Raw genomic sequence first — 17,434 nt, forward strand, 5'->3', positions numbered from 1 at the left:
GGGCCGCCGTGTCACCAGGGCAGCTCGCGCACCTGCTGGACGCACAGCACGACGAACAGCAGCCCCGCCAGGGAGAGCATCCCGTTGCTGAGCCATCCGTTGCGCCACTCCCCGGGCGTACGGGAGGAGTTCAGCAGCCAGAGCAGGGTCAGGGCGAGGAACGGCATGAAGAACGCGCCGAGCACCCCGTACGCGACGACCAGGCCGAAGGGCTCGTCCAGCCAGAGCAGGGTCATCGGCGGGAAGGTCAGCCACAGGAGGTACGCGCGGAACGGCAGCGAGCGCTGCCGGCGGTCGGCGGCGGCCGGACCCGCGTGCTCCCCGGCCTCCTCGGGGCCCGCCCCTTCCGCTCCGGTCCCCTCGGGACCCGTCCCCTCCGCACCGGCTGCCGCCGGGGCCCGGAACCGCTCCACGAAGTCGGCGAACATCAGGCTCACCCCGTGCCAGACGCCGATCAGCGAGGAGAACGACGTGGCGAAGAAGCCCACCAGGAACAGCTTGGCGGTGCCCGCTCCGAAGCGGTCCTCCAGCACCTTGCCCAGGTCGATCAGCCCCCGGTCGCCGGAGGTGAGGGCGACCTGCGAGGCGTGCAGCAGCTCGGCGCCCACGATCAGCATCGCCACGACGAAGACGCCGGTGGTGATGTAGGCGACCCGGTTGTCGAGCCGCATCACCTTCATCCAGGAGGAGTTGCTCCAGCCCTTGGCGTTGACCCAGTACCCGTACGCGGCCATGGTGATCGTGCCGCCGACCCCGCCGATCAGCCCGAGGGTGTAGAGGAGCGAGCCGTCCGGGAGCACCGGCAGCAGTCCGGCGAACGAGGCCCCGGCGTCCGGCACGACGCGGGCGGCCACGTACACGACCACCACGAACATGATGCCGATCAGGACCGTCATGACCTTCTCGAAGACGGCGTACCGGTTGAACCAGACGAAGACCAGCCCGGTCAGCCCGGTGACGATCGCCCAGAACTTCAGCCCCGGGCCGTCGGGGAACAGCGCCACGATGGGCAGGGCGCTGGAGGACATGGCCGTCGCCCCGTAGATGAAGCCCCAGATCACGACGTAGACCGCGAAGTACACCGTGGTCCAGGGCCCCAGGCTGCGCCAGCCGTCGAAGAGCGTGCGGCCGGTCGCCAGGTGCCAGCGGCCTGCCGCCTCGGCGAGCGAGATCTTGACGACGCAGCCGATCACCGCCGCCCACATCAGGGTGTAGCCGAACTTGCTGCCGGCGATCAGCGTCGCGACCAGGTCGCCGGCCCCGACCCCGGTCGCCGCGACGACGATGCCGGGGCCGATGTACTTCCAGCTGGACCGGCGTGGTCGGGAGGCCGGCTCCGCTGTGCCTGTGGTTGCGCTCGTCTCAGCCATGCCGATCAAGGAAGCGCAATCGGCGGGGCGGCACAAGGGGGCGTGCGGGGGGACGGGGGCCGGCCCGTCCCGTGCGCGGGCGGCGCCGGGGCTGCCCGGTCGGCTAGATCAGCAGGCTGAGCAGCGCCGCGACCACGAAGCCCGCGACCGAGAGCACCGTCTCCAGGACGGTCCAGGACTTCAGGGTGTCGCGCTCGCTGATGCCGAAGTACTTCGACACCATCCAGAAGCCGCCGTCGTTCACGTGCGAGGCGAAGATCGAGCCCGCCGAGATCGCCATGATGATCAGTGCGAGGTGGGCCTGGGACAGGTCCTGTCCCTCGACCAGCGGGACGACGATCCCGGCCGTCGTGACGATCGCGACGGTGGCCGAGCCCTGCGCGACGCGCAGGACGACCGAGATCAGCCAGGCGAGCAGGATGACCGGCAGGCCGACGTCGTTGAAGGTGTCGGCCAGCGCGTCCGCGATGCCGCTACCCTTGAGGACCGCGCCGAAGACGCCGCCCGCGCCGACCACCAGCAGGATGTTGCCGACGGGCTTGAGCGAGGACGTGGAGACCGATTCCAGGGACTTGCGGGACCAGCCGCGCCGGATGCCCAGCAGGTAGTACGCGAGGATCAGGGCGATCGTCAGGGCGACGAACGGGTTGCCGAAGAACTCGACGACCGAGCGGAGAGTGGAGGGTCCCAGGGCGATGGAGGAGAACGTCGCGGCGAGGATGAGGATCAGCGGGGTGCCGATGATCGCGAGGACCGTGGCGAGCGGCACCGGCTTCTCGTGCGGGGTGACTCCGGCGGCCCGCTGTTCGGCGGCGACGGCGGCCTTGGCCTCCTCGGCCGCCTCCACCATGTCCTGCGGGACCTCGACGAAGATCCGCTTGCCGATCCAGGCGGCGTACGCCCAGGCGGCGAGGACGGAGGGGATGCCGACGACGGCGCCCATCAGGATGACCCAGCCGAGCGAGACGTTGAAGAGTCCGGCGGCGGCCACGGGGCCGGGGTGCGGCGGCAGGAAGGCGTGGGTCATCGACAGGCCCGCCAGCAGCGGCATCGCGTAGAGCAGGATCGATTTGCCGGAGCGCCTGGCGGCGGCGTACACGATCGGCGCGAGGACGAAGATGCCGACGTCGAAGAAGACCGGGATGCCGAAGATGATGCCGGTCAGGCCCATGGCGAGGGGGGCGCGCTTCTCGCCGAAGAGGTTCAGCAGGCGGGCGCTCAGCACCTCGGCGCCGCCGGACACTTCGAGGATCGCACCGAGCATCGTACCGAGCCCGATGATGATCGCGACATGGCCGAGGATGCCGCCCATGCCGGATTCGATGACCGAGACGGCGGCGGATTTCTGCACGGTGCCGAAGAGTTCGGTGACCGAGAGCCCGGCGCCGAGGCCGACGGCTATGGAGACCGCGAGGAGGGCGACGAACGGCTGGAGCCTGACCTTGATGATCAGGTAGAGCAGGAGGGCGATGCCGAGGGCGGCGACGGTCAGCAGACCGGCGGTGCCGTCGATCAGGAGGAGCAGGCCACCGGTACGCGGTGGCGTCTCGACCGGAGGCGGGGTGGCGGCGAGCAGCATGGGGACTCCGGTGGTGCTGGAGGGCAGGGGGGAGCGCGGCACGGCGCCCCCGGGGGGCGGGGCGCCGTGCCGTACGGCGTGCTGGAGCGGTCCTGCGGGTGGGGTGGAGCGATCAGCGGGGGCCTGCGATCAGGGGACGGGGGCCGGCGGGCCGGGTGGTCGGCTCACCGGGACGGTGCTCAGCCGACCGGGCGGCGGGGCCGGACGGTCGGCTGACCGGGGTGGTGGCCACCTCACCGGGCGTCAGGGCCTGGACAGTCAGCTGACCGGGCGGCGGGGCCGGGCCGGTCGGCTCACCGGGGTGGTGGTCAGCGGGCCGGGGCGGTCGGCGAGGGCGTGTCAGCCGAGTACCGCGAGGGCGTCGATCTCGATGAGCAGGCCCTTGGGCAGCCCCACGTAGACCGTCGTCCGCGCCGAGGGGGCCTCCTTGAGGTTCTGCTCGGCGAAGTAGGCGTTGTAGATCTCGTTCATCTCCGCGAAGTGGTCCACGTCCGTGAGGTAGACGCGCATCATCATCACGTCGTCCCAGCTCGCGCCGCCCTCCTCCAGGATCGCCTTGACGTTGGCGAAGGTCTGGAGGGTCTGCTCGCGCAGGGTGGGACCGGCCGGGGTCGGGGCCTGGCCCTCCACGGCGGGGAGGAAGCCGACCTGGCCGGCGACCTGGAGGATGTTCCCCTTCTTCACGCCGTGCGAGAACTTCGCGGGCGGGGTGGTGTGGGTGGAGGGGGTGAGGGCGGTCTTCTCGGTCATGTCTGATCAGGCTTTCCTGGGTCGGGTGGTGCCGGAGTACTCCCGGCTGATGGTGTCGGCGGTGCGCCGGACCAGCGGGAGCAGGGTGAGGAGTTCCTCGGCGGTGACGACCACATTGGGCGCGGACACCGACATGGCCGCGACGACCCGCCCGTCCGCGCCGCGGATGGGGGCGCCGATGCAGTTGATGGACTCCTCGTGGCCACCGAGGTCGGTGGCCCATCCCTGTTCGCGGACGACGGCGAGCTCGTTGAGGAAGGCTGCGGCGTTGGGCGTCGAACGGGACGTGTACATGGGGTAGTCGAGCTTCTCGGCGATGACGCGTCGCTCCGGCTCGGGGAGGTCGGCCAGCAGCAGCTTGGCCACGGCCGCGACGGTGATCGCCACGGGCTTCCCGATCCGTGAGTACATCCGGACCGGGTAGCGGCTCTCGACCTTGTCGATGTAGAGGACTTCCTGCTCCTCGTACACGGCGAGGTGGACGGTGTGCCCGCACCGGTCGTTCAGCGCGACCAGGTGGGAGTGGGCGATCTCGCGTACGTCGAGGTTCTCGACGGCCTCCTGCGCGAGCGCGAAGAGCCGGGCGCCGAGGCGGTAGCGCTGGTCCTCCTGGCGGTAGACGAGGCCGTGCTCGTGGAGCGTACGCAGCAGGCGCAGCGCCGTGGACTTGTGGACGCCGAGCCGCTCGGCGACCTGGCCGAGGTCGGCGGGTCCCTGGGCGAGCAGCGGCAGGATGCTCAGTGCCCGGTCGACGGTCTGGCTCATGGTGTGCGTACCTCCTCGGGGGCCCGGTCGGCTGCGGTCCAGCCGGGGCCGAGACGAAGTCTCCCCCAGGCGTCGTCGTCGAGGGACGCGAGGCGGTCGGCGTGGTCGCGGGCGGGCGGGTCGGTGAGGTCGCCGGGGACGGTGAGGACGGCGGCGGCCATGAGGTGCCCGTGCCGGACCCGGTCGCGTACGGGCAGCCCGCGCAGGGTGGCGGAGAGGAATCCGGCGGCGAACGCGTCCCCGGCCCCGACGGCGGCCACGACGTCGACGCGGAGGGCGGGGACGAGAGTGACGGTGTCGACGCTCTCAGCTCCGGCGGCATCGCTTTCAGCCTCTCCGGCACCACACGAGCCGGCTCCGGCGGCGCTCTCAGCCCCTCCGGCACGCGACGAGCCGGCCCCGGCGGCAATCTCAGCCCCTCCGGCGTTTGAGGAGCGGGGTCCGGGGCGGAGCCCCGAGAACACCGTCGCGCCCGCGCTCCCGCGCTTCACGACCAGCACGGCCGGCTCCGGCAGCGCCGCCCGGATCGCCTCGGCGCCGACGATCCCCCACGCCTCCTCCGCCTCGTCCTCGCCCACGAACACCAGGTCGGCCCGCCGGGCCAGCTCCAGCAGCACGGACGCGTCCGCGTCGCCCGCCCGCCACAGATGCGGCCGGTGGTTCACGTCGAAGGAGACGAGGGGGCGGCCGGGGCGCGGAGCCGTCAGGTCCCGCAGCAGCGCCAGGCAGTCGGCGGACAGCGCGGCCGTGATCCCGGAGAGGTGCAGGACGCGGCCCGCGAACAGCTCCTCGTACGGCGCGTTGGCCGGGGACATCGCGGAGGCGGCGGAGCCCGCGCGGTAGTAGGCGACCTCGTGGGCACCGGCGCCCCGGTCGGCGGCCGTGCGGAAGTAGATGCCGGTGGGGCGGTCGGGGTCGCGGCGAACGGCGGAGGTGTCGACCCCGTAGCCGGCGATCGTCTCGACGAGGTGGTCGCCGAAGCCGTCCGCGCCGACCCTGCCGACCCAGGCCGCCCGGTGCCCGGCGGCGGCGAGCGCGCAGGCCACGTTGGACTCGGCGCCACCGATCCCCCGCCCGAAGGAGGGCACGTCGGCGAGGCGGCCGGGCTGCGAGGGCAGGAACGTCACCATGGACTCACCGAGACAGACGACATCGATGGTCGTGGCGGCGCCGGCCGTCCCTGCTGCGGGTCCGGACACTGAGGGCTCCTCGCTGATCGGCGTGCGGGCCGGTGGTCACCATTGACCGGGCATCGGCTCGGATGTTAGACAGCGTTGAGCGATATACGCAATGGGTGTTGCATATGTTGCAACGAACTTCGAGGAGCTCCCCTTGGCAGCCGAACGCCCCACCGGCCACACCGCCGCCCCCGCGCCCTCCGCCCCCGGCGCCTCCCCCGCGTCCCTGGCGTCCGGCCTCGCCGACGAACGCGTCGACCACCGCTTCAAGGCCCTGCCGCCGGACGCGGAGGGCCTGACCGTCGGGGCCCTGGCCGCCGAGCGCCGCAACCTCTTCACCGGCGGGTTCACCACTCCCGTCCTCGCCCTCTCCGCCGAGTCGGTCGCGCACAACCTCGACCTCCTGGAGACGTACGCCGAGCGCCACGGCCTCGCGTTCGCCCCGCACGGCAAGACGTCCATGTCCCCGCAGCTCTTCGTCGACCAGCTGAAGCGCGGCGCGTGGGGCATCACGGCCGCCGTGCCGCACCAGGCGCGGGTCTACCGGGCGTACGGGATCGGCCGGATCTTCCTCGCCAACGAACTGGTCGACGCGGTGGCCCTGCGCTGGCTGGCCCGCGAGATGACCGCCGACCCGGCGTTCCGCTTCGTCTGTTACGTCGACTCCGTGCGCGGCGTCGAGCTGATGGAGGCGGCCCTGAGCGCGGCGGGCGCCACCCGTCCGGTCGACGTGGTCGTGGAGCTGGGCGCGGGCGAGGACGCGCGCACCGGGGTACGCACGGAGGCCGACTGCGCGGCGGTGGCCGACGCGGTGGCGGCGGCCGGTTCGCTGCGGCTGGTGGGGGTCGCCGGGTACGAGGGCGAGGTGCCGGACGCCGACCCGGAGCGGGTGCGGGAGTGGCTTCGCCGGCTCGTCGCGCTGGCCGCCTCCTTCGACGCCGCCGGCCGGTTCGCCTCCGCCGACGAGATCGTCGTCAGCGCGGGCGGCAGCGCCTGGTTCGACGCGGTCGCGGACGTCTTCACGGAGATCCCCGGACTGAGCGGCCCCGTACTGAAGCTGCTCCGCTCCGGTGCGTACGTCTCGCACGACGACGGGCACTACAAGCACCTCACCCCCTTCAACCGCGTCCCCGGGGAAGGAGCCCTGGAGCCCGCCTTCCGCCTCTGGGCGCAGGTCGTCTCCCGCCCCACCGGCGAGCAGGCGTTCCTCAACGCGGGCAAGCGGGACGCGGCGTACGACCTCGATCTGCCCGAGGCGCAGGTGGTCCGCTCCGGCCGGGACGGCTCGGTCCGGCCCGCCACCGGGGTCACGGTCACCGGTCTCTCCGACCAGCACACCTGGGTGCGCACGGAGGGAGGGGCCGAGCTGGAGGTGGGCGACTGGGTCGGCATGGGCCTCTCGCACCCCTGCACCAGCTTCGACAAGTGGCAGCTGATCCCGCTGGTCACGGCGGACGGCACGGTCACCGACTACATCCGCACGTTCTTCTAGAACCGCAGGCCCGGGGGCGCCCCGCCCCCGGGCCGACCGGAAAGGTGACCCATGGACCTGGTCCTGCGTGACGCGCTCGTCGTCGACGGCACCGGCGAGCCCTCCTACCGCGCCGATGTGGCCCTCGACGGCGGCCGCATAGCCGAGATCCACCCCGAGGGCTCCCCCGGCCCCCGGCCCACCGCCCTGCGGACCGTGGACGCGGACGGCCTCGCGCTCGCCCCGGGCTTCATCGACATGCACGCCCACAGCGACCTGGCGCTGCTGCGCGACCCCGACCACAGCGCCAAGGCCGCGCAGGGCGTCACCCTCGAAGTGCTGGGCCAGGACGGGCTGTCGTACGCCCCGGCCGACGACCGCACCCTCGCCGAGGTCCGCCGCTCCATCACCGGCTGGAACGGCGACGGGAGCGACATCGACTTCGACTGGCGCACGGTGGGCGGCTACCTGGACCGCCTCGACCGGAACTTCGGCGGCCAGGGCATCGCGGTGAACGCCGCCTACCTCGTCCCGCAGGGCACGGTCCGGATGTACGCGGTGGGCTGGGACGACCGGCCCGCCACCGCGGCCGAGCTGGCCCGGATGAAGGAGCTGGTGGACCAGGGCATGCGGGAGGGCGCGGTCGGCATGTCCTCGGGGCTCACCTACACGCCCGGGATGTACGCGGACGACGCCGAACTCACCGAGCTGTGCCGGGTGGTGGCCCGCCACGGCGGCTACTACTGCCCGCACCACCGCAGTTACGGAGCCGGAGCGCTCGAAGCGTACGAGGAGATGGTGCGGCTCACCCGGAACGCCGGCTGCGCGCTGCATCTCGCCCACGCCACCATGAACTTCGGCGTGAACAAGGGCAAGGCGCCGGATCTCCTCGCCCTGCTCGACGGGGCGCTCGCCGCCGGGGCCGACATCTCGCTCGACACCTACCCGTACACCCCGGGCTGCACGACGCTGGTGGCCATGCTGCCGAGCTGGGCGGGCGAGGGCGGGCCGGAGTCGGTCCTCACCCGGCTCGCGCACGCGGAGACCGCGGAGAGGATCCGGCACCACCTGGAGGTGCTGGGCTCGGACGGCTGCCACGGGGTGCCGATCGAGTGGGACACCATCGAGATCTCCGGCGTCGGCGCGCCGCACCTGGCCGAGTACGTGGGCCGTACGGTGGCGGAGTCGGCGGCACTGCGGGGCGAGGAGCCCTGGGCGACCGCGCGGCGGCTGCTCACCGAGGACCGGCTCGGGACGACGATCCTCCAGCACGTGGGCCACGAGGAGAACGTCCAGCGGATCATGCGCCACCCGGTGCACACCGGCGGCAGCGACGGCATCCTCCAGGGCGACAAGCCGCACCCCCGGGCGTACGGCACGTTCCCGCAGTATCTGGGCCGGTACGCACGGGAGCTGGGCATCCTCTCGCTGGAGGAGTGCGTCGCCCATCTGACCTCGCGCCCGGCCGCCCGGCTGCGGCTCCCGGACCGGGGCCTGGTGCGCGAGGGGTATCGCGCGGACCTGGTGCTGTTCGATCCGGAGACGGTGGCGGCGGGGTCCACGTTCGCGGAGCCGCGCGCGCTCCCGGCCGGCATCCCGCACGTGCTGATCGACGGCCGGTTCGTCATCGAGGACGGCAGGCGGACGACGGTGCTGGCGGGCCGGGCGGTCCGGGGAGCGGGCGCCGGGAACGGCTGAGAACTCCTTCAGGAAGCGTCCGCGGCACGTTCCGCCGCCCAGGCGAGGTCCTCCTCGGTGGGGGCGTCGTCCTGGGTGAGGGCGCGCCGCCAGTAGCCGGTGAACTCGACGGCGGACCTGGGCAGTCGGCGGTCCTCGACCAGGTGACGGCGCAGCGCCCGCACGGCGGACGCCTCGCCCGCCACCCAGGCCGCGTCCACCCCGTCGAGGTCCGGCCCGGCTTCTCCCACCGCCGCCGCCAGGGAGCCGCCCCGGTCCCGGTGCACCCAGCGGACCTCGGACCCTCCGGCGGCGGGCGGCAGCTCCCGCTCCTCGGCCGTGTCCGCCACCTCGGCGAACACCACGGCCCCGGTGCGCGCCGGCAGCGCCTCCAGGAGCGTCGCGATGGCCGGGAGCGCCGTCTCGTCCCCGGCCAGCAGCATCCGCCGGGCGGCGGGCAGCGGGCGGGCGTAGAGGGACGAGGGGCCGATCATGCCGAGGACGTCGCCCGGACGGGCCGCCGCGCCCCAGCGGGAGGCGGGGCCGTCCTCGCCGTGCAGCACGAAGTCGACGGCCATCACGTTGCGTTCGCGGTCGTAGGAGCGGACGGTGAAACCGCGCGTCCAGGGCCGTTCCGCCTCCGGGATCGCGAGGTACGCCTCGTACCAGCGCATGCCGTGCGGGTCGTCGGCGTCCCGCCGCGGCAGCCGGGGGACGGCCTGCCCGGCGCGCGGCAGGCAGAGCTTCATCTGCTGGTCGGGGCGGTCCTCCAGGAGGCCGGGCAGTTCGTCGGCGGTGAAGCGGATCCTCGCCGTCCGGGGGGTGACCCGCTCGACGTCCGTGACCCGCACATACGTGACCGGCATTTCCTGGCCCATCGCGCCCGACCTCTCCCGCACTGATAGTTTACGGCGTAATGAATTACCCGCCAGACATTACCTTACGACGTAAGGAGTCGCACGTGGTCGTCTTCGCCGGACAGGGCGATCCCCGCCGTTCCCTCTCCCTGCTGTGGCGCGCGGACACCCCGGCCCTCCCGCGCGGCGGCCCCGGCCCCAAGCCCCGGCTGAGCGTGGACGCGATCGTGGCGGCCGCCGTGGCGCTCGCGGACGAGGAGGGGATGGGGGCCCTGTCGATGCGCGCGGTCGGCGACCGGCTGGGGCGCACGGCGATGGCGCTCTACACCTACGTCCCCGGCAGGAGCGAACTGCTGGACCTGATGTACGACGCCGTCCACGCCGAGCTGCCCGCCCGCCGCCCGGAGCCGGGCGACTGGCGGGCGGCGCTCACCGCCTGGGCCGGGGAGATGCTGGAGTTCTACGTCCGGCACCCCTGGGTGCTCCAGGTCTCGCAGGCGCGGCCGGTGCTGGGGCCGCACGAGTACGCGGGCCTGGACACACTGGTCGCCCTGCTGCGGGCGACCGGGCTGGAGGCGGGGGTGCTGCGGCGGCTGGTGGGGACGCTGTTCCCGTTCGTGCGGGGCGCGGCGCAGGCGGTGGCGGACGCCCGGCTGGCCGCGGCGGCGACCGGGAGCTCCGACGAGGAGTGGTGGGCGGCGCGCTCGGCGGCCCTGCTGGAGCTGGTCCCCGACTTCGCGGAGCGCTTCCCCGCCGTGAGCCGGCTGGAGGGGGAAGGGCCGGCGGAGCCGTATCCGGGGCCGGACGGCGGCCACGAGGGCACGGAGGCCGCACCCTACCCGGAGCGGGAGGCACGTGAGACGTTCCGGGTGGGGCTCGGGGTGCTGCTGGACGGGATCGAGGCGGCGCGCGCCCGGCGGCCCTGAGGAGGAGCCGGGCCGCCCGGCGCGCACCGTGCATCACCTGCGGGGCGCGGCTACGGCCTGGGCAGCCCGCAGCCCTCGCGGTCGAGGTCGATCCTGCTGCCGGGCCCGATGCACGGGACCATGTTGTAGGTCTGCTGGGCGTAGTTGATGCCCTCGCGGACGGTCACCTCGCCGTTCTCGTCGACCTCGCACGGGTTGTTGTCCGTGCACTCCTGGCCGCTCTCGTTACCGGTGTTGTTGACGGCGACCACCTTGCCGGTGGCGTCGTCGATCACCGGCGAGCCGGACGTACCGCCGATGGTCCGGCATTCCGGGGTGTAGCGGACCGAGTCCTTCCAGGTCCACCGGCCCTCCTTGAGCCGGTGGGCGAAGCCGTCGATGGCGCAGCTGTAGGTGCGCTTCCAGTAGGCGGAGGCGACCGTGATGGCGGTGCCCGCGACCGGGTGGGCGGTGTCCAGCTCCAGCGCCCGGATGCCGTGTTTCGCCTCGATCTGCCGGTAGGTGGTGGTGAGCTGGTAGAGCGAGAGGTCAGTGTCGGTCATGGTGCCGTAAGCGATCTTGCTCGCCCTCAGCGTGCCGACGCCCCTGCCCGAGGCGTTGAGCAGGGTGAACGTCCGGGAGGACGGCTGGTCGACGACGACCTCGCCGGGGCCCGGGAAACCGGACTCCATGCAGTGCCCGTTGGAGAGCACGAGGGCGGGGTCGGTGGGGGCGGAGTCGGGCGAACGGACCACGGAGCCCGAGCAGTTGCTGAGCGCGACGGTTCCGGCGAAGTTCACGGCCTTCGGGCCCTTCGCGGCCTTCACCGCCTTCGCGGCGACAGCGGGTGCGGCGTACGGTGCCTGCGGCACGGCTTCGGCCGGAGCCCGGTTCGCACCGCCGGCGGGGTCGGCCGCCGCGACGGGTGCGGCCCCCGCTCCCAGGAGCAGGGCGGCGAGAAACGCGCCGACGAGAGGCTTGTTCATGTGGGGGGTCCCCTCCAGTGGTGCCAAGGGCCGGAGATCTTCCGGCTTTTGACATGCGCATGTTGGCGCAGATGTCAGGGCACCACAAGAGGCCGGTTCAGGCCGGGGCCAGGGCCTTGCCCCGGCCGACGGCGGGCCCTAGGACCTGCCCGGCCCTGATCCGCCGGACACGCCCTGGACCTGCCCGTGCCCCAGTCCCACCACGGCCTCGGGCCCGGACCCGGAACCGGTTTCGTCCGCACCGCGGCTGATGTGGTCGCGCCCCCACCGCCCCAGCGGTTCCAGCGCCGCGTTCAACGAGAGGCCCAGCGGGGTGAGCGAGTACTCCACGCGCGGAGGCACTTCGGCATACACCTCACGGTGCACGATGCCGTCGTCCTCCAACTCCTTGAGATGCGAGCTGAGCACCTTCTCGGTCACCCCGGGCAACTCCCGGCGCAGCTCTCCGAAGCGGCAGGTCCGCTCGTTCAGCGCCCACAGGATGAGCACCTTCCACTTGCCGCCGATCACGTCCATCGCCGCGTCGATCCCGCAGACGAAAGCCCCCGGCCTCCGTACGATCCGCATCGTCCACCTCTCGCCCACCTGGTCGCTCACCTCGGGGTAACCACCCACCTCATAGTGCGTACTTGTCGCCCCCGGCACCGTCGGCCAGCCTAATCGGCATGTCCGACACCATCTCCGCTTCCGTCCCGCCCGCCCCTCTCACCCTGCTCGGCCTCGGCGCGATGGGCGCCGCGCTCGCCCGTACCTGGCTCGCCGCCGGGCACCCCCTGACCGTCTGGAACCGCAGTCCCGGCAGGAGCGCCGGACTCGCCGCCGCGGGCGCCCGGGTGGCCGCGACGGCGGCGGAGGCGGTGGCCGCGAGCCCGCTCGTCGTCGTCTGCCTCCTGGACGACGCCTCGGTCCGCGAGGCGCTGGCCGACGCCGACCTCACGGACAAGGACCTGGTCGACCTCACCACCTCCACCCCGGCCGAGTCCCGCGCCCGCGCGGCCTGGGCCGACGAGCGCGGGGCCCGCTTCCTGGACGGCGGGATCATGGCCGTACCGCCGATGATCGGTGCGCCGGAGGCCGGCGGCTATGTCTTCTACAGCGGATCCCGCGCCGTCTTCGACGCCCATCAGGAGGTGCTGGCCGTGCCCGCCGCCACCCGGTACGTCGGCGACGACCCGGGGTTCGCGGCGCTCCACGATGTGGCCCTGCTCAGCGCGATGTCCGCCATGTTCGCCGGGGCGCGGCACGCGTTCGCCCTGGTGGAGAACGCGGGGATCGACCAGAAGGAGTTCGGCGCGCTGGTCGTCGACTGGCTCACGGCGATGGCCCCGTCGACCGCCGCCTACGCGGGCGAGCCCGTGGCCGAGGACCCCACCAGCCCCGCCGTGGCGGAGGCGGGGGACGCGGCGCTGCTCCGTACGGCCCAGGAGCAGGGCGTCGACACGGCCCTGCTGCTCGCGTCGGCCGGCTCGGCCAGCGGGATCTGACGGCCCGACCCGCCGTACGGGTGCCGCACCGGGGGCGGGCGGGGCCGGGCGGGGCTGAGGTTCCGGCCCGTGCCGGGCCCCCGGCCCCGCCCGGCCTGTCCGCTCGGACTCCCCGGCCCGCCCGGCTCCGCCCCGCCCGGCCTGTCCGCTGTCCTGTCCCGCCCCGGTCTCGGTCCGGGGGACGAGGTCCCCCGGCCGGGGAACTCGGTCCGCGGTCGGAGGCGCGCCCGCGCCCCGGCTGCGTACGGTCGGCGTATGACACTCGACCTCGACGCGTATTTCACCCGCATCGGCTGGACCGGGGAGCCGCGCCCCACGCTGGAGGTGCTGCGGTCACTGCACCGCGCCCATCTGACCGGCATCCCGTTCGAGAATCTGGAAGCCGTCCTCGGCTCCGCACCGTCGCTGGCCCTCGGCGACCTGGAGGCGAAACTCGTGCGCGGCGGGCGCGGCGGGTACTGCTACGAGCACAACACCCTCTTCTCCGCCGTGCTGAGGCAGATCGGCTTCTCCGTGACGCCGCTGACGGGGCGGGTGGTGCTGGGCGCCGCGCCCGGTGACGTCCGCCCCCGTACGCACATGCTGATGCGGGTGGACGTGGAAGGAGAGCCGCACCCCTATCTGGCGGACGTCGGATTCGGTGCGACCGGAGCGCTGATGGAGCCGATCGAGCTGGTGGAGGACTCCGAGCTGTTCGACACGCCGCGCCACCACCGCCTGGTCCACGCACCGCACCACGGCCCCCTGCCCCTGTGGGAGCTGCGGTCCGACCAGGGAGGGTCGTGGGAGCCGCAGTACACGTTCACCCTGGACCCGAACGAGCAGCCGGACTACGAGGTGGTCAACTGGTTCGTCGCGACGCACCCGCGCTCGCCGTTCCGGCAGGCGGTGTACGCGCAGCGCACCCTCGCCGGCTCCCACCTCGCCCTGTCCGGGCTCGACCTGGTGGAGACGGCCGACGACGGCACGATCAAGGAACGGCGGCTGAAGGACGGCGACGAGGCGCTGCGCGTCCTGGCCGACGACTTCGGCCTCCGGGTCCCGGAGGGCGCCCGGCTGCCGGAGTGAGAGCGTCCGGGGCGGGGCCCGTCCGGCGCCCGGAGGGGCGACGCCCGGCGGCCCGAGCGCGACCGCCCCGGCGCCGCGCGGGCCCCGCCCCGGGGCCCGCGTGGCGCATCTCACCCGCCCCGGCCTCCCACGCCCCCTTTCCAAGCCGCGACGCCGCCCCGACCGGGCGATCCCACGGCCCGGGGCGGCGCCGGGCATGGCGATGGAAGACGGGGCGGGCCGGGTGCGTGCCCCGGAGGGAGCAGCCGGGGAGCGATCCCCGCGCACCTCGCGAAACGCCGCCGTAAGCTCGCGGACATGCAGGTCATCCAGTCCACGAAGCTCTCCAACGTCTGTTACGAGATCCGGGGTCCCGTGCTGGAGGAGGCGATGCGGCTGGAAGCGGCCGGTCAGCGCATCCTCAAGCTGAACACGGGCAACCCCGCCGCGTTCGGGTTCGAGTGCCCGCCGGAGATCCTCGAGGACATCCTGCGCAACCTGGCGGGCGCGCACGGCTACGGCGACGCGAAGGGCCTGCTGTCCGCGCGCCGTGCGGTGATGCAGCACTACCAGACCAAGGGGATCGACCTCGACGTCGAGGACGTCTACCTGGGCAACGGCGTCTCCGAGCTGATCCAGATGTCGATGCAGGCGCTGCTGGACGACGGCGACGAGGTGCTCGTACCGGCTCCCGACTACCCGCTGTGGACCGCCTCGGTCTCGCTCGCCGGCGGGACGGCCGTGCACTACCGGTGCGACGAGCAGGCCGACTGGATGCCGGACCTCGCGGACATCGAGCGGAAGATCACCGACCGCACCAAGGCACTGGTGATCATCAACCCGAACAATCCGACCGGCGCGGTGTACGACGACGAGATGCTGCGCGGTCTCACCGAGATCGCCCGGCGGCACAACCTGATCGTGTGCTCCGACGAGATCTACGACCGGATCCTCTACGACGGCGCGACGCACACGCCCACGGCCGCGCTGGCTCCGGACCTCATGGTGCTGACCTTCAACGGGCTCTCCAAGAACTACCGGGTGGCCGGCTTCCGCTCCGGCTGGATGGCCGTGTGCGGCCCGAAGGCGCACGCCTCCTCGTACATCGAGGGGCTGACGATCCTCGCCAACATGCGGCTCTGCGCCAACATGCCCTCGCAGCACGCGGTGGCCACCGCGCTCGGCGGGCGGCAGTCGATCGAGGACCTGGTGCTGCCGGGCGGCCGGATCCTGGAGCAGCGGGACGCGGCGTACGACCTGCTGACCTCGATTCCCGGGGTGACCTGCGTGAAGCCGAAGGGGGCGCTGTACCTCTTCCCCCGGCTCGACCCCAAGGTCTACAGGATCAAGGACGACCGGCAGCTGGTGCTGGACCTGCTGCGGACCGAGAAGATCATGGTCGTGCAGGGCACCGGCTTCAACTGGCCCGAGCCCGACCACTTCCGGATCGTCACGCTGCCGGCCGTCGAGGACCTGACCGACGCCGTGACCCGGATCGGCACCTTTCTGGACGGCTACGGACAGCCCTAGGACTCCCGTTCCGGACCGCCCCAGCCCCCCCGTTCCGGATCGTGCACAACTTTAGACTCATTCCAATGTAGGATGGTTCCACGCATCATCGGGAGGCCATCCATGTACGAGCCGATCCGCAGCACATCGGTCCACACGCCGACCGACCGCGCGGACTTTCCGCACCGCAGCCGCGAGGACGAGCTGGACATCCAGCTCGCCGGGCATCTGGCAGCCCTCCTCGCGGTCACCGACGAACTGGGCCTGAGCGCGGCGGGCGACCGCATCGCCGAGCAGGTGGCCCGGCTGCGCGGCGCCCCGCCCGCCCGGCACGCCGGCCTGACCGACGCCGCGCCCGCGGACCTCCACCGCCGCGCCCACGCCCTCGCGGGCCGCGCCCTGCTGGTGGCCGCCTCCCGCGCGGACACGACCGCCGCCATCCTCTCCGCCGAGCGGATGGACGCCCACACCGCGGCCCTCGCCGCCCTCGCCGGGCCCGCCCCCTCCGGGCGGCTGGTCGGCGCCCACTGACGGCCCCGGTCCGCGTGCCGCGCAGGCGTGCGGACCGGGTGCCACGACCTCGCCCCGGGGCCCCCGGCCGGGACCGTTGCGTTCTGGGATGGCCCATTCATCCGCCGTCCACTCAACTCGACCCGGAATGTGGGTTTCCGCGAGCACGCTGCGCGGGTGAGACGCATCGTGGGAATCGTCCTGGCGGTCCTGCTGATCGCCGGTGTGGCCGCGGCCGTCGCCCTGGGCCGCGACAGCGGGGACAGCGGCACGGCCGCGAAGACCGTGCGCGGAGTGATCGGGTCGGAGAAGGCGGAGTTCTTCGCCGACCCCGACACCGTGAAGGCCCTCGCCGCCAAGGGGTTCACCGTCCGGACGGAGACCTCCGGGTCCTGGGCCATGGACCGGCTGCCCCTGAAGGGGTACGACTTCGCCTTCCCCGGCTCCAAGGCCCCGGCCGATGAGCTGCGCCGGGCGTCCGGGAGCCACGGCGGTCCGCTGCGGCCCTTCTACTCGCCGCTCGTCGTGGTGGCCCACCGCAACGCGGCCGAGGTCCTCGCGGACAACGGTCTGGCCCGGCTGCGAGCCGAGAGCGGATCGAAGTTCACCACGCAGGGGACCCTGCTCATGGGCCCCTATCTGGCGGCGGCCGGGGACGACCGCACCTGGCAGCAGCTCGAAGGGGCCTCCGGGCACGCCGAGTTGAGCGGCACGGTGTTCATCACGAGCACGGACCCCGTCACGTCCAACTCCGGCGCCCTCTACCTCGCCGCCGCCTCGTACGTCGCCGACGGCGGCCGGGTCGCCACCGACGCGAAGGCCGTGGAGCGCACCGCGCCGCTGCTGCGCAAGCTCGTCCAGGTGCAGGGCGCGCAGCAGTCCAGCAGCGACGCGCCGTTCCGCGACTTCGTCAGCGGAGTCGGCAATCCCCTCGTACTGGTCTACGAGTCGCAGGTCGCCTCCCTCCTGCTGAACGGCCAGCGGCAGGAGGTCGGCGACCTCGTCGTCCTGTACCCGGACACCACGGTGTCCAGCGACCACACCCTCGTACCGCTGAGCGACCACGGCCGCGAGCTGGGCGAGCTGCTGTCCACCGACCCCGGTCTGCGGGAACTGGCGGTGCGGCACGGCTTCCGGCCCCAGGGCGCGGCGGCCGAGTTCAGCGCCGCGACCGCGGACCACACCGCCTACATCGACCAGCGGCTGACCGGCGTACGCCAGGCGCCCGTGCCGACCGCGGAGGTGCTGCGCTCGATGGCACGGCGGGCCCGCGGCTGACGACGCCCGCGCCCGCACCCAGCCCTGTTCCCGCGGCCCCGGGGGCCGGCCCCGCGCCCGGCCCCCGG

General features: G+C 73.1%; 16 protein-coding genes. 8 read left to right on the forward strand and 8 right to left on the reverse strand.

Annotated features, from left to right (window positions below):
* Positions 1 to 11 precede the first annotated feature (11 nt).
* The 5 genes from ACIQMU_RS03565 to ACIQMU_RS03585 all read right to left on the reverse strand — a co-directional run bounded on the left by ACIQMU_RS03565 (position 12) and on the right by ACIQMU_RS03585 (position 5,663).
* Positions 12 to 1,370 carry an Nramp family divalent metal transporter gene (locus tag ACIQMU_RS03565; protein ID WP_352240456.1) on the reverse strand — a complete coding sequence of 453 codons (1,359 nt, stop codon included), beginning with the start codon at positions 1,368 to 1,370 and terminating at the stop codon, positions 12 to 14.
* Positions 1,371 to 1,473: 103 nt separating this feature from the next.
* Positions 1,474 to 2,949, reverse strand: coding sequence for a GntP family permease (locus ACIQMU_RS03570; protein ID WP_402688243.1), 1,476 nt, complete (start codon positions 2,947 to 2,949; stop codon positions 1,474 to 1,476).
* A gap of 339 nt (positions 2,950 to 3,288) precedes the next feature.
* Complete coding sequence (locus ACIQMU_RS03575) at positions 3,289 to 3,699, reverse strand: RidA family protein (RefSeq protein ID WP_003966665.1); 411 nt, start codon at positions 3,697 to 3,699, stop codon at positions 3,289 to 3,291.
* A 6-nt stretch (positions 3,700 to 3,705) separates the two neighbouring features.
* A complete protein-coding gene (locus ACIQMU_RS03580) occupies positions 3,706 to 4,464 on the reverse strand; it encodes an IclR family transcriptional regulator (protein WP_352240455.1) in 759 nt (252 codons plus the stop codon).
* A complete protein-coding gene (locus ACIQMU_RS03585) occupies positions 4,461 to 5,663 on the reverse strand; it encodes a sugar kinase (protein ID WP_402688147.1) in 1,203 nt (400 codons plus the stop codon). The genes ACIQMU_RS03580 and ACIQMU_RS03585 overlap by 4 nt, the downstream gene beginning before the upstream one ends.
* A gap of 133 nt (positions 5,664 to 5,796) precedes the next feature.
* Here ACIQMU_RS03585 and ACIQMU_RS03590 point away from each other — a divergent pair, with 133 nt between their 5' ends.
* Entirely contained in the window at positions 5,797 to 7,134 is a 1,338-nt protein-coding gene (locus ACIQMU_RS03590; protein ID WP_352240453.1) for an alanine racemase, read from the forward strand.
* 51 nt (positions 7,135 to 7,185) lie between these two features.
* Positions 7,186 to 8,811 carry a D-aminoacylase gene (locus tag ACIQMU_RS03595; RefSeq protein WP_352240452.1) on the forward strand — a complete coding sequence of 542 codons (1,626 nt, stop codon included), beginning with the start codon at positions 7,186 to 7,188 and terminating at the stop codon, positions 8,809 to 8,811.
* 8 nt (positions 8,812 to 8,819) lie between these two features.
* On the opposite strand, the gene ACIQMU_RS03600 is transcribed toward ACIQMU_RS03595, so the two are convergent.
* A complete protein-coding gene (locus ACIQMU_RS03600) occupies positions 8,820 to 9,668 on the reverse strand; it encodes a siderophore-interacting protein (protein ID WP_352240451.1) in 849 nt (282 codons plus the stop codon).
* Positions 9,669 to 9,751: 83 nt separating this feature from the next.
* On the opposite strand from ACIQMU_RS03600, the gene ACIQMU_RS03605 reads away from it, so the two are divergent.
* On the forward strand, positions 9,752 to 10,573 hold the full coding sequence (locus ACIQMU_RS03605) for a TetR/AcrR family transcriptional regulator C-terminal domain-containing protein (protein WP_352240450.1): 822 nt from the start codon (positions 9,752 to 9,754) through the stop codon (positions 10,571 to 10,573).
* Between the two features lie 50 nt (positions 10,574 to 10,623).
* On the opposite strand, the gene ACIQMU_RS03610 is transcribed toward ACIQMU_RS03605, so the two are convergent.
* Together ACIQMU_RS03610 and ACIQMU_RS03615 are read right to left on the reverse strand one after the other, a co-directional pair.
* Entirely contained in the window at positions 10,624 to 11,538 is a 915-nt protein-coding gene (locus tag ACIQMU_RS03610) for a serine protease (protein ID WP_352240449.1), read from the reverse strand.
* A gap of 138 nt (positions 11,539 to 11,676) precedes the next feature.
* Positions 11,677 to 12,105: a helix-turn-helix domain-containing protein gene (locus tag ACIQMU_RS03615; RefSeq protein ID WP_352240523.1), complete on the reverse strand. Its 429-nt coding sequence runs from the start codon at positions 12,103 to 12,105 to the stop codon at positions 11,677 to 11,679.
* Positions 12,106 to 12,203: 98 nt separating this feature from the next.
* Between ACIQMU_RS03615 and ACIQMU_RS03620 the strand changes: the two genes are divergently transcribed.
* The 5 genes from ACIQMU_RS03620 to ACIQMU_RS03640 all read left to right on the forward strand — a co-directional run bounded on the left by ACIQMU_RS03620 (position 12,204) and on the right by ACIQMU_RS03640 (position 17,366).
* The gene (locus ACIQMU_RS03620) at positions 12,204 to 13,022 is read left to right on the forward strand and encodes an NAD(P)-binding domain-containing protein (protein ID WP_352240448.1); all 819 of its coding nucleotides are present in this window, start codon (positions 12,204 to 12,206) and stop codon (positions 13,020 to 13,022) included.
* A 255-nt stretch (positions 13,023 to 13,277) separates the two neighbouring features.
* On the forward strand, positions 13,278 to 14,090 hold the full coding sequence (locus ACIQMU_RS03625) for an arylamine N-acetyltransferase (protein WP_352240447.1): 813 nt from the start codon (positions 13,278 to 13,280) through the stop codon (positions 14,088 to 14,090).
* 297 nt (positions 14,091 to 14,387) lie between these two features.
* Entirely contained in the window at positions 14,388 to 15,599 is a 1,212-nt protein-coding gene (locus tag ACIQMU_RS03630) for a pyridoxal phosphate-dependent aminotransferase (RefSeq protein ID WP_352240446.1), read from the forward strand.
* A 102-nt stretch (positions 15,600 to 15,701) separates the two neighbouring features.
* On the forward strand, positions 15,702 to 16,109 hold the full coding sequence (locus tag ACIQMU_RS03635; protein ID WP_352240445.1) for a hypothetical protein: 408 nt from the start codon (positions 15,702 to 15,704) through the stop codon (positions 16,107 to 16,109).
* 129 nt (positions 16,110 to 16,238) lie between these two features.
* On the forward strand, positions 16,239 to 17,366 hold the full coding sequence (locus ACIQMU_RS03640) for a hypothetical protein (RefSeq protein WP_352240444.1): 1,128 nt from the start codon (positions 16,239 to 16,241) through the stop codon (positions 17,364 to 17,366).
* Positions 17,367 to 17,434 lie beyond the last annotated feature (68 nt).

Origin of the sequence: Streptomyces sp. NPDC091649, from assembly GCF_044756785.1 — a bacterium.
In the GTDB taxonomy this organism is placed as follows: domain Bacteria; phylum Actinomycetota; class Actinomycetes; order Streptomycetales; family Streptomycetaceae; genus Streptomyces.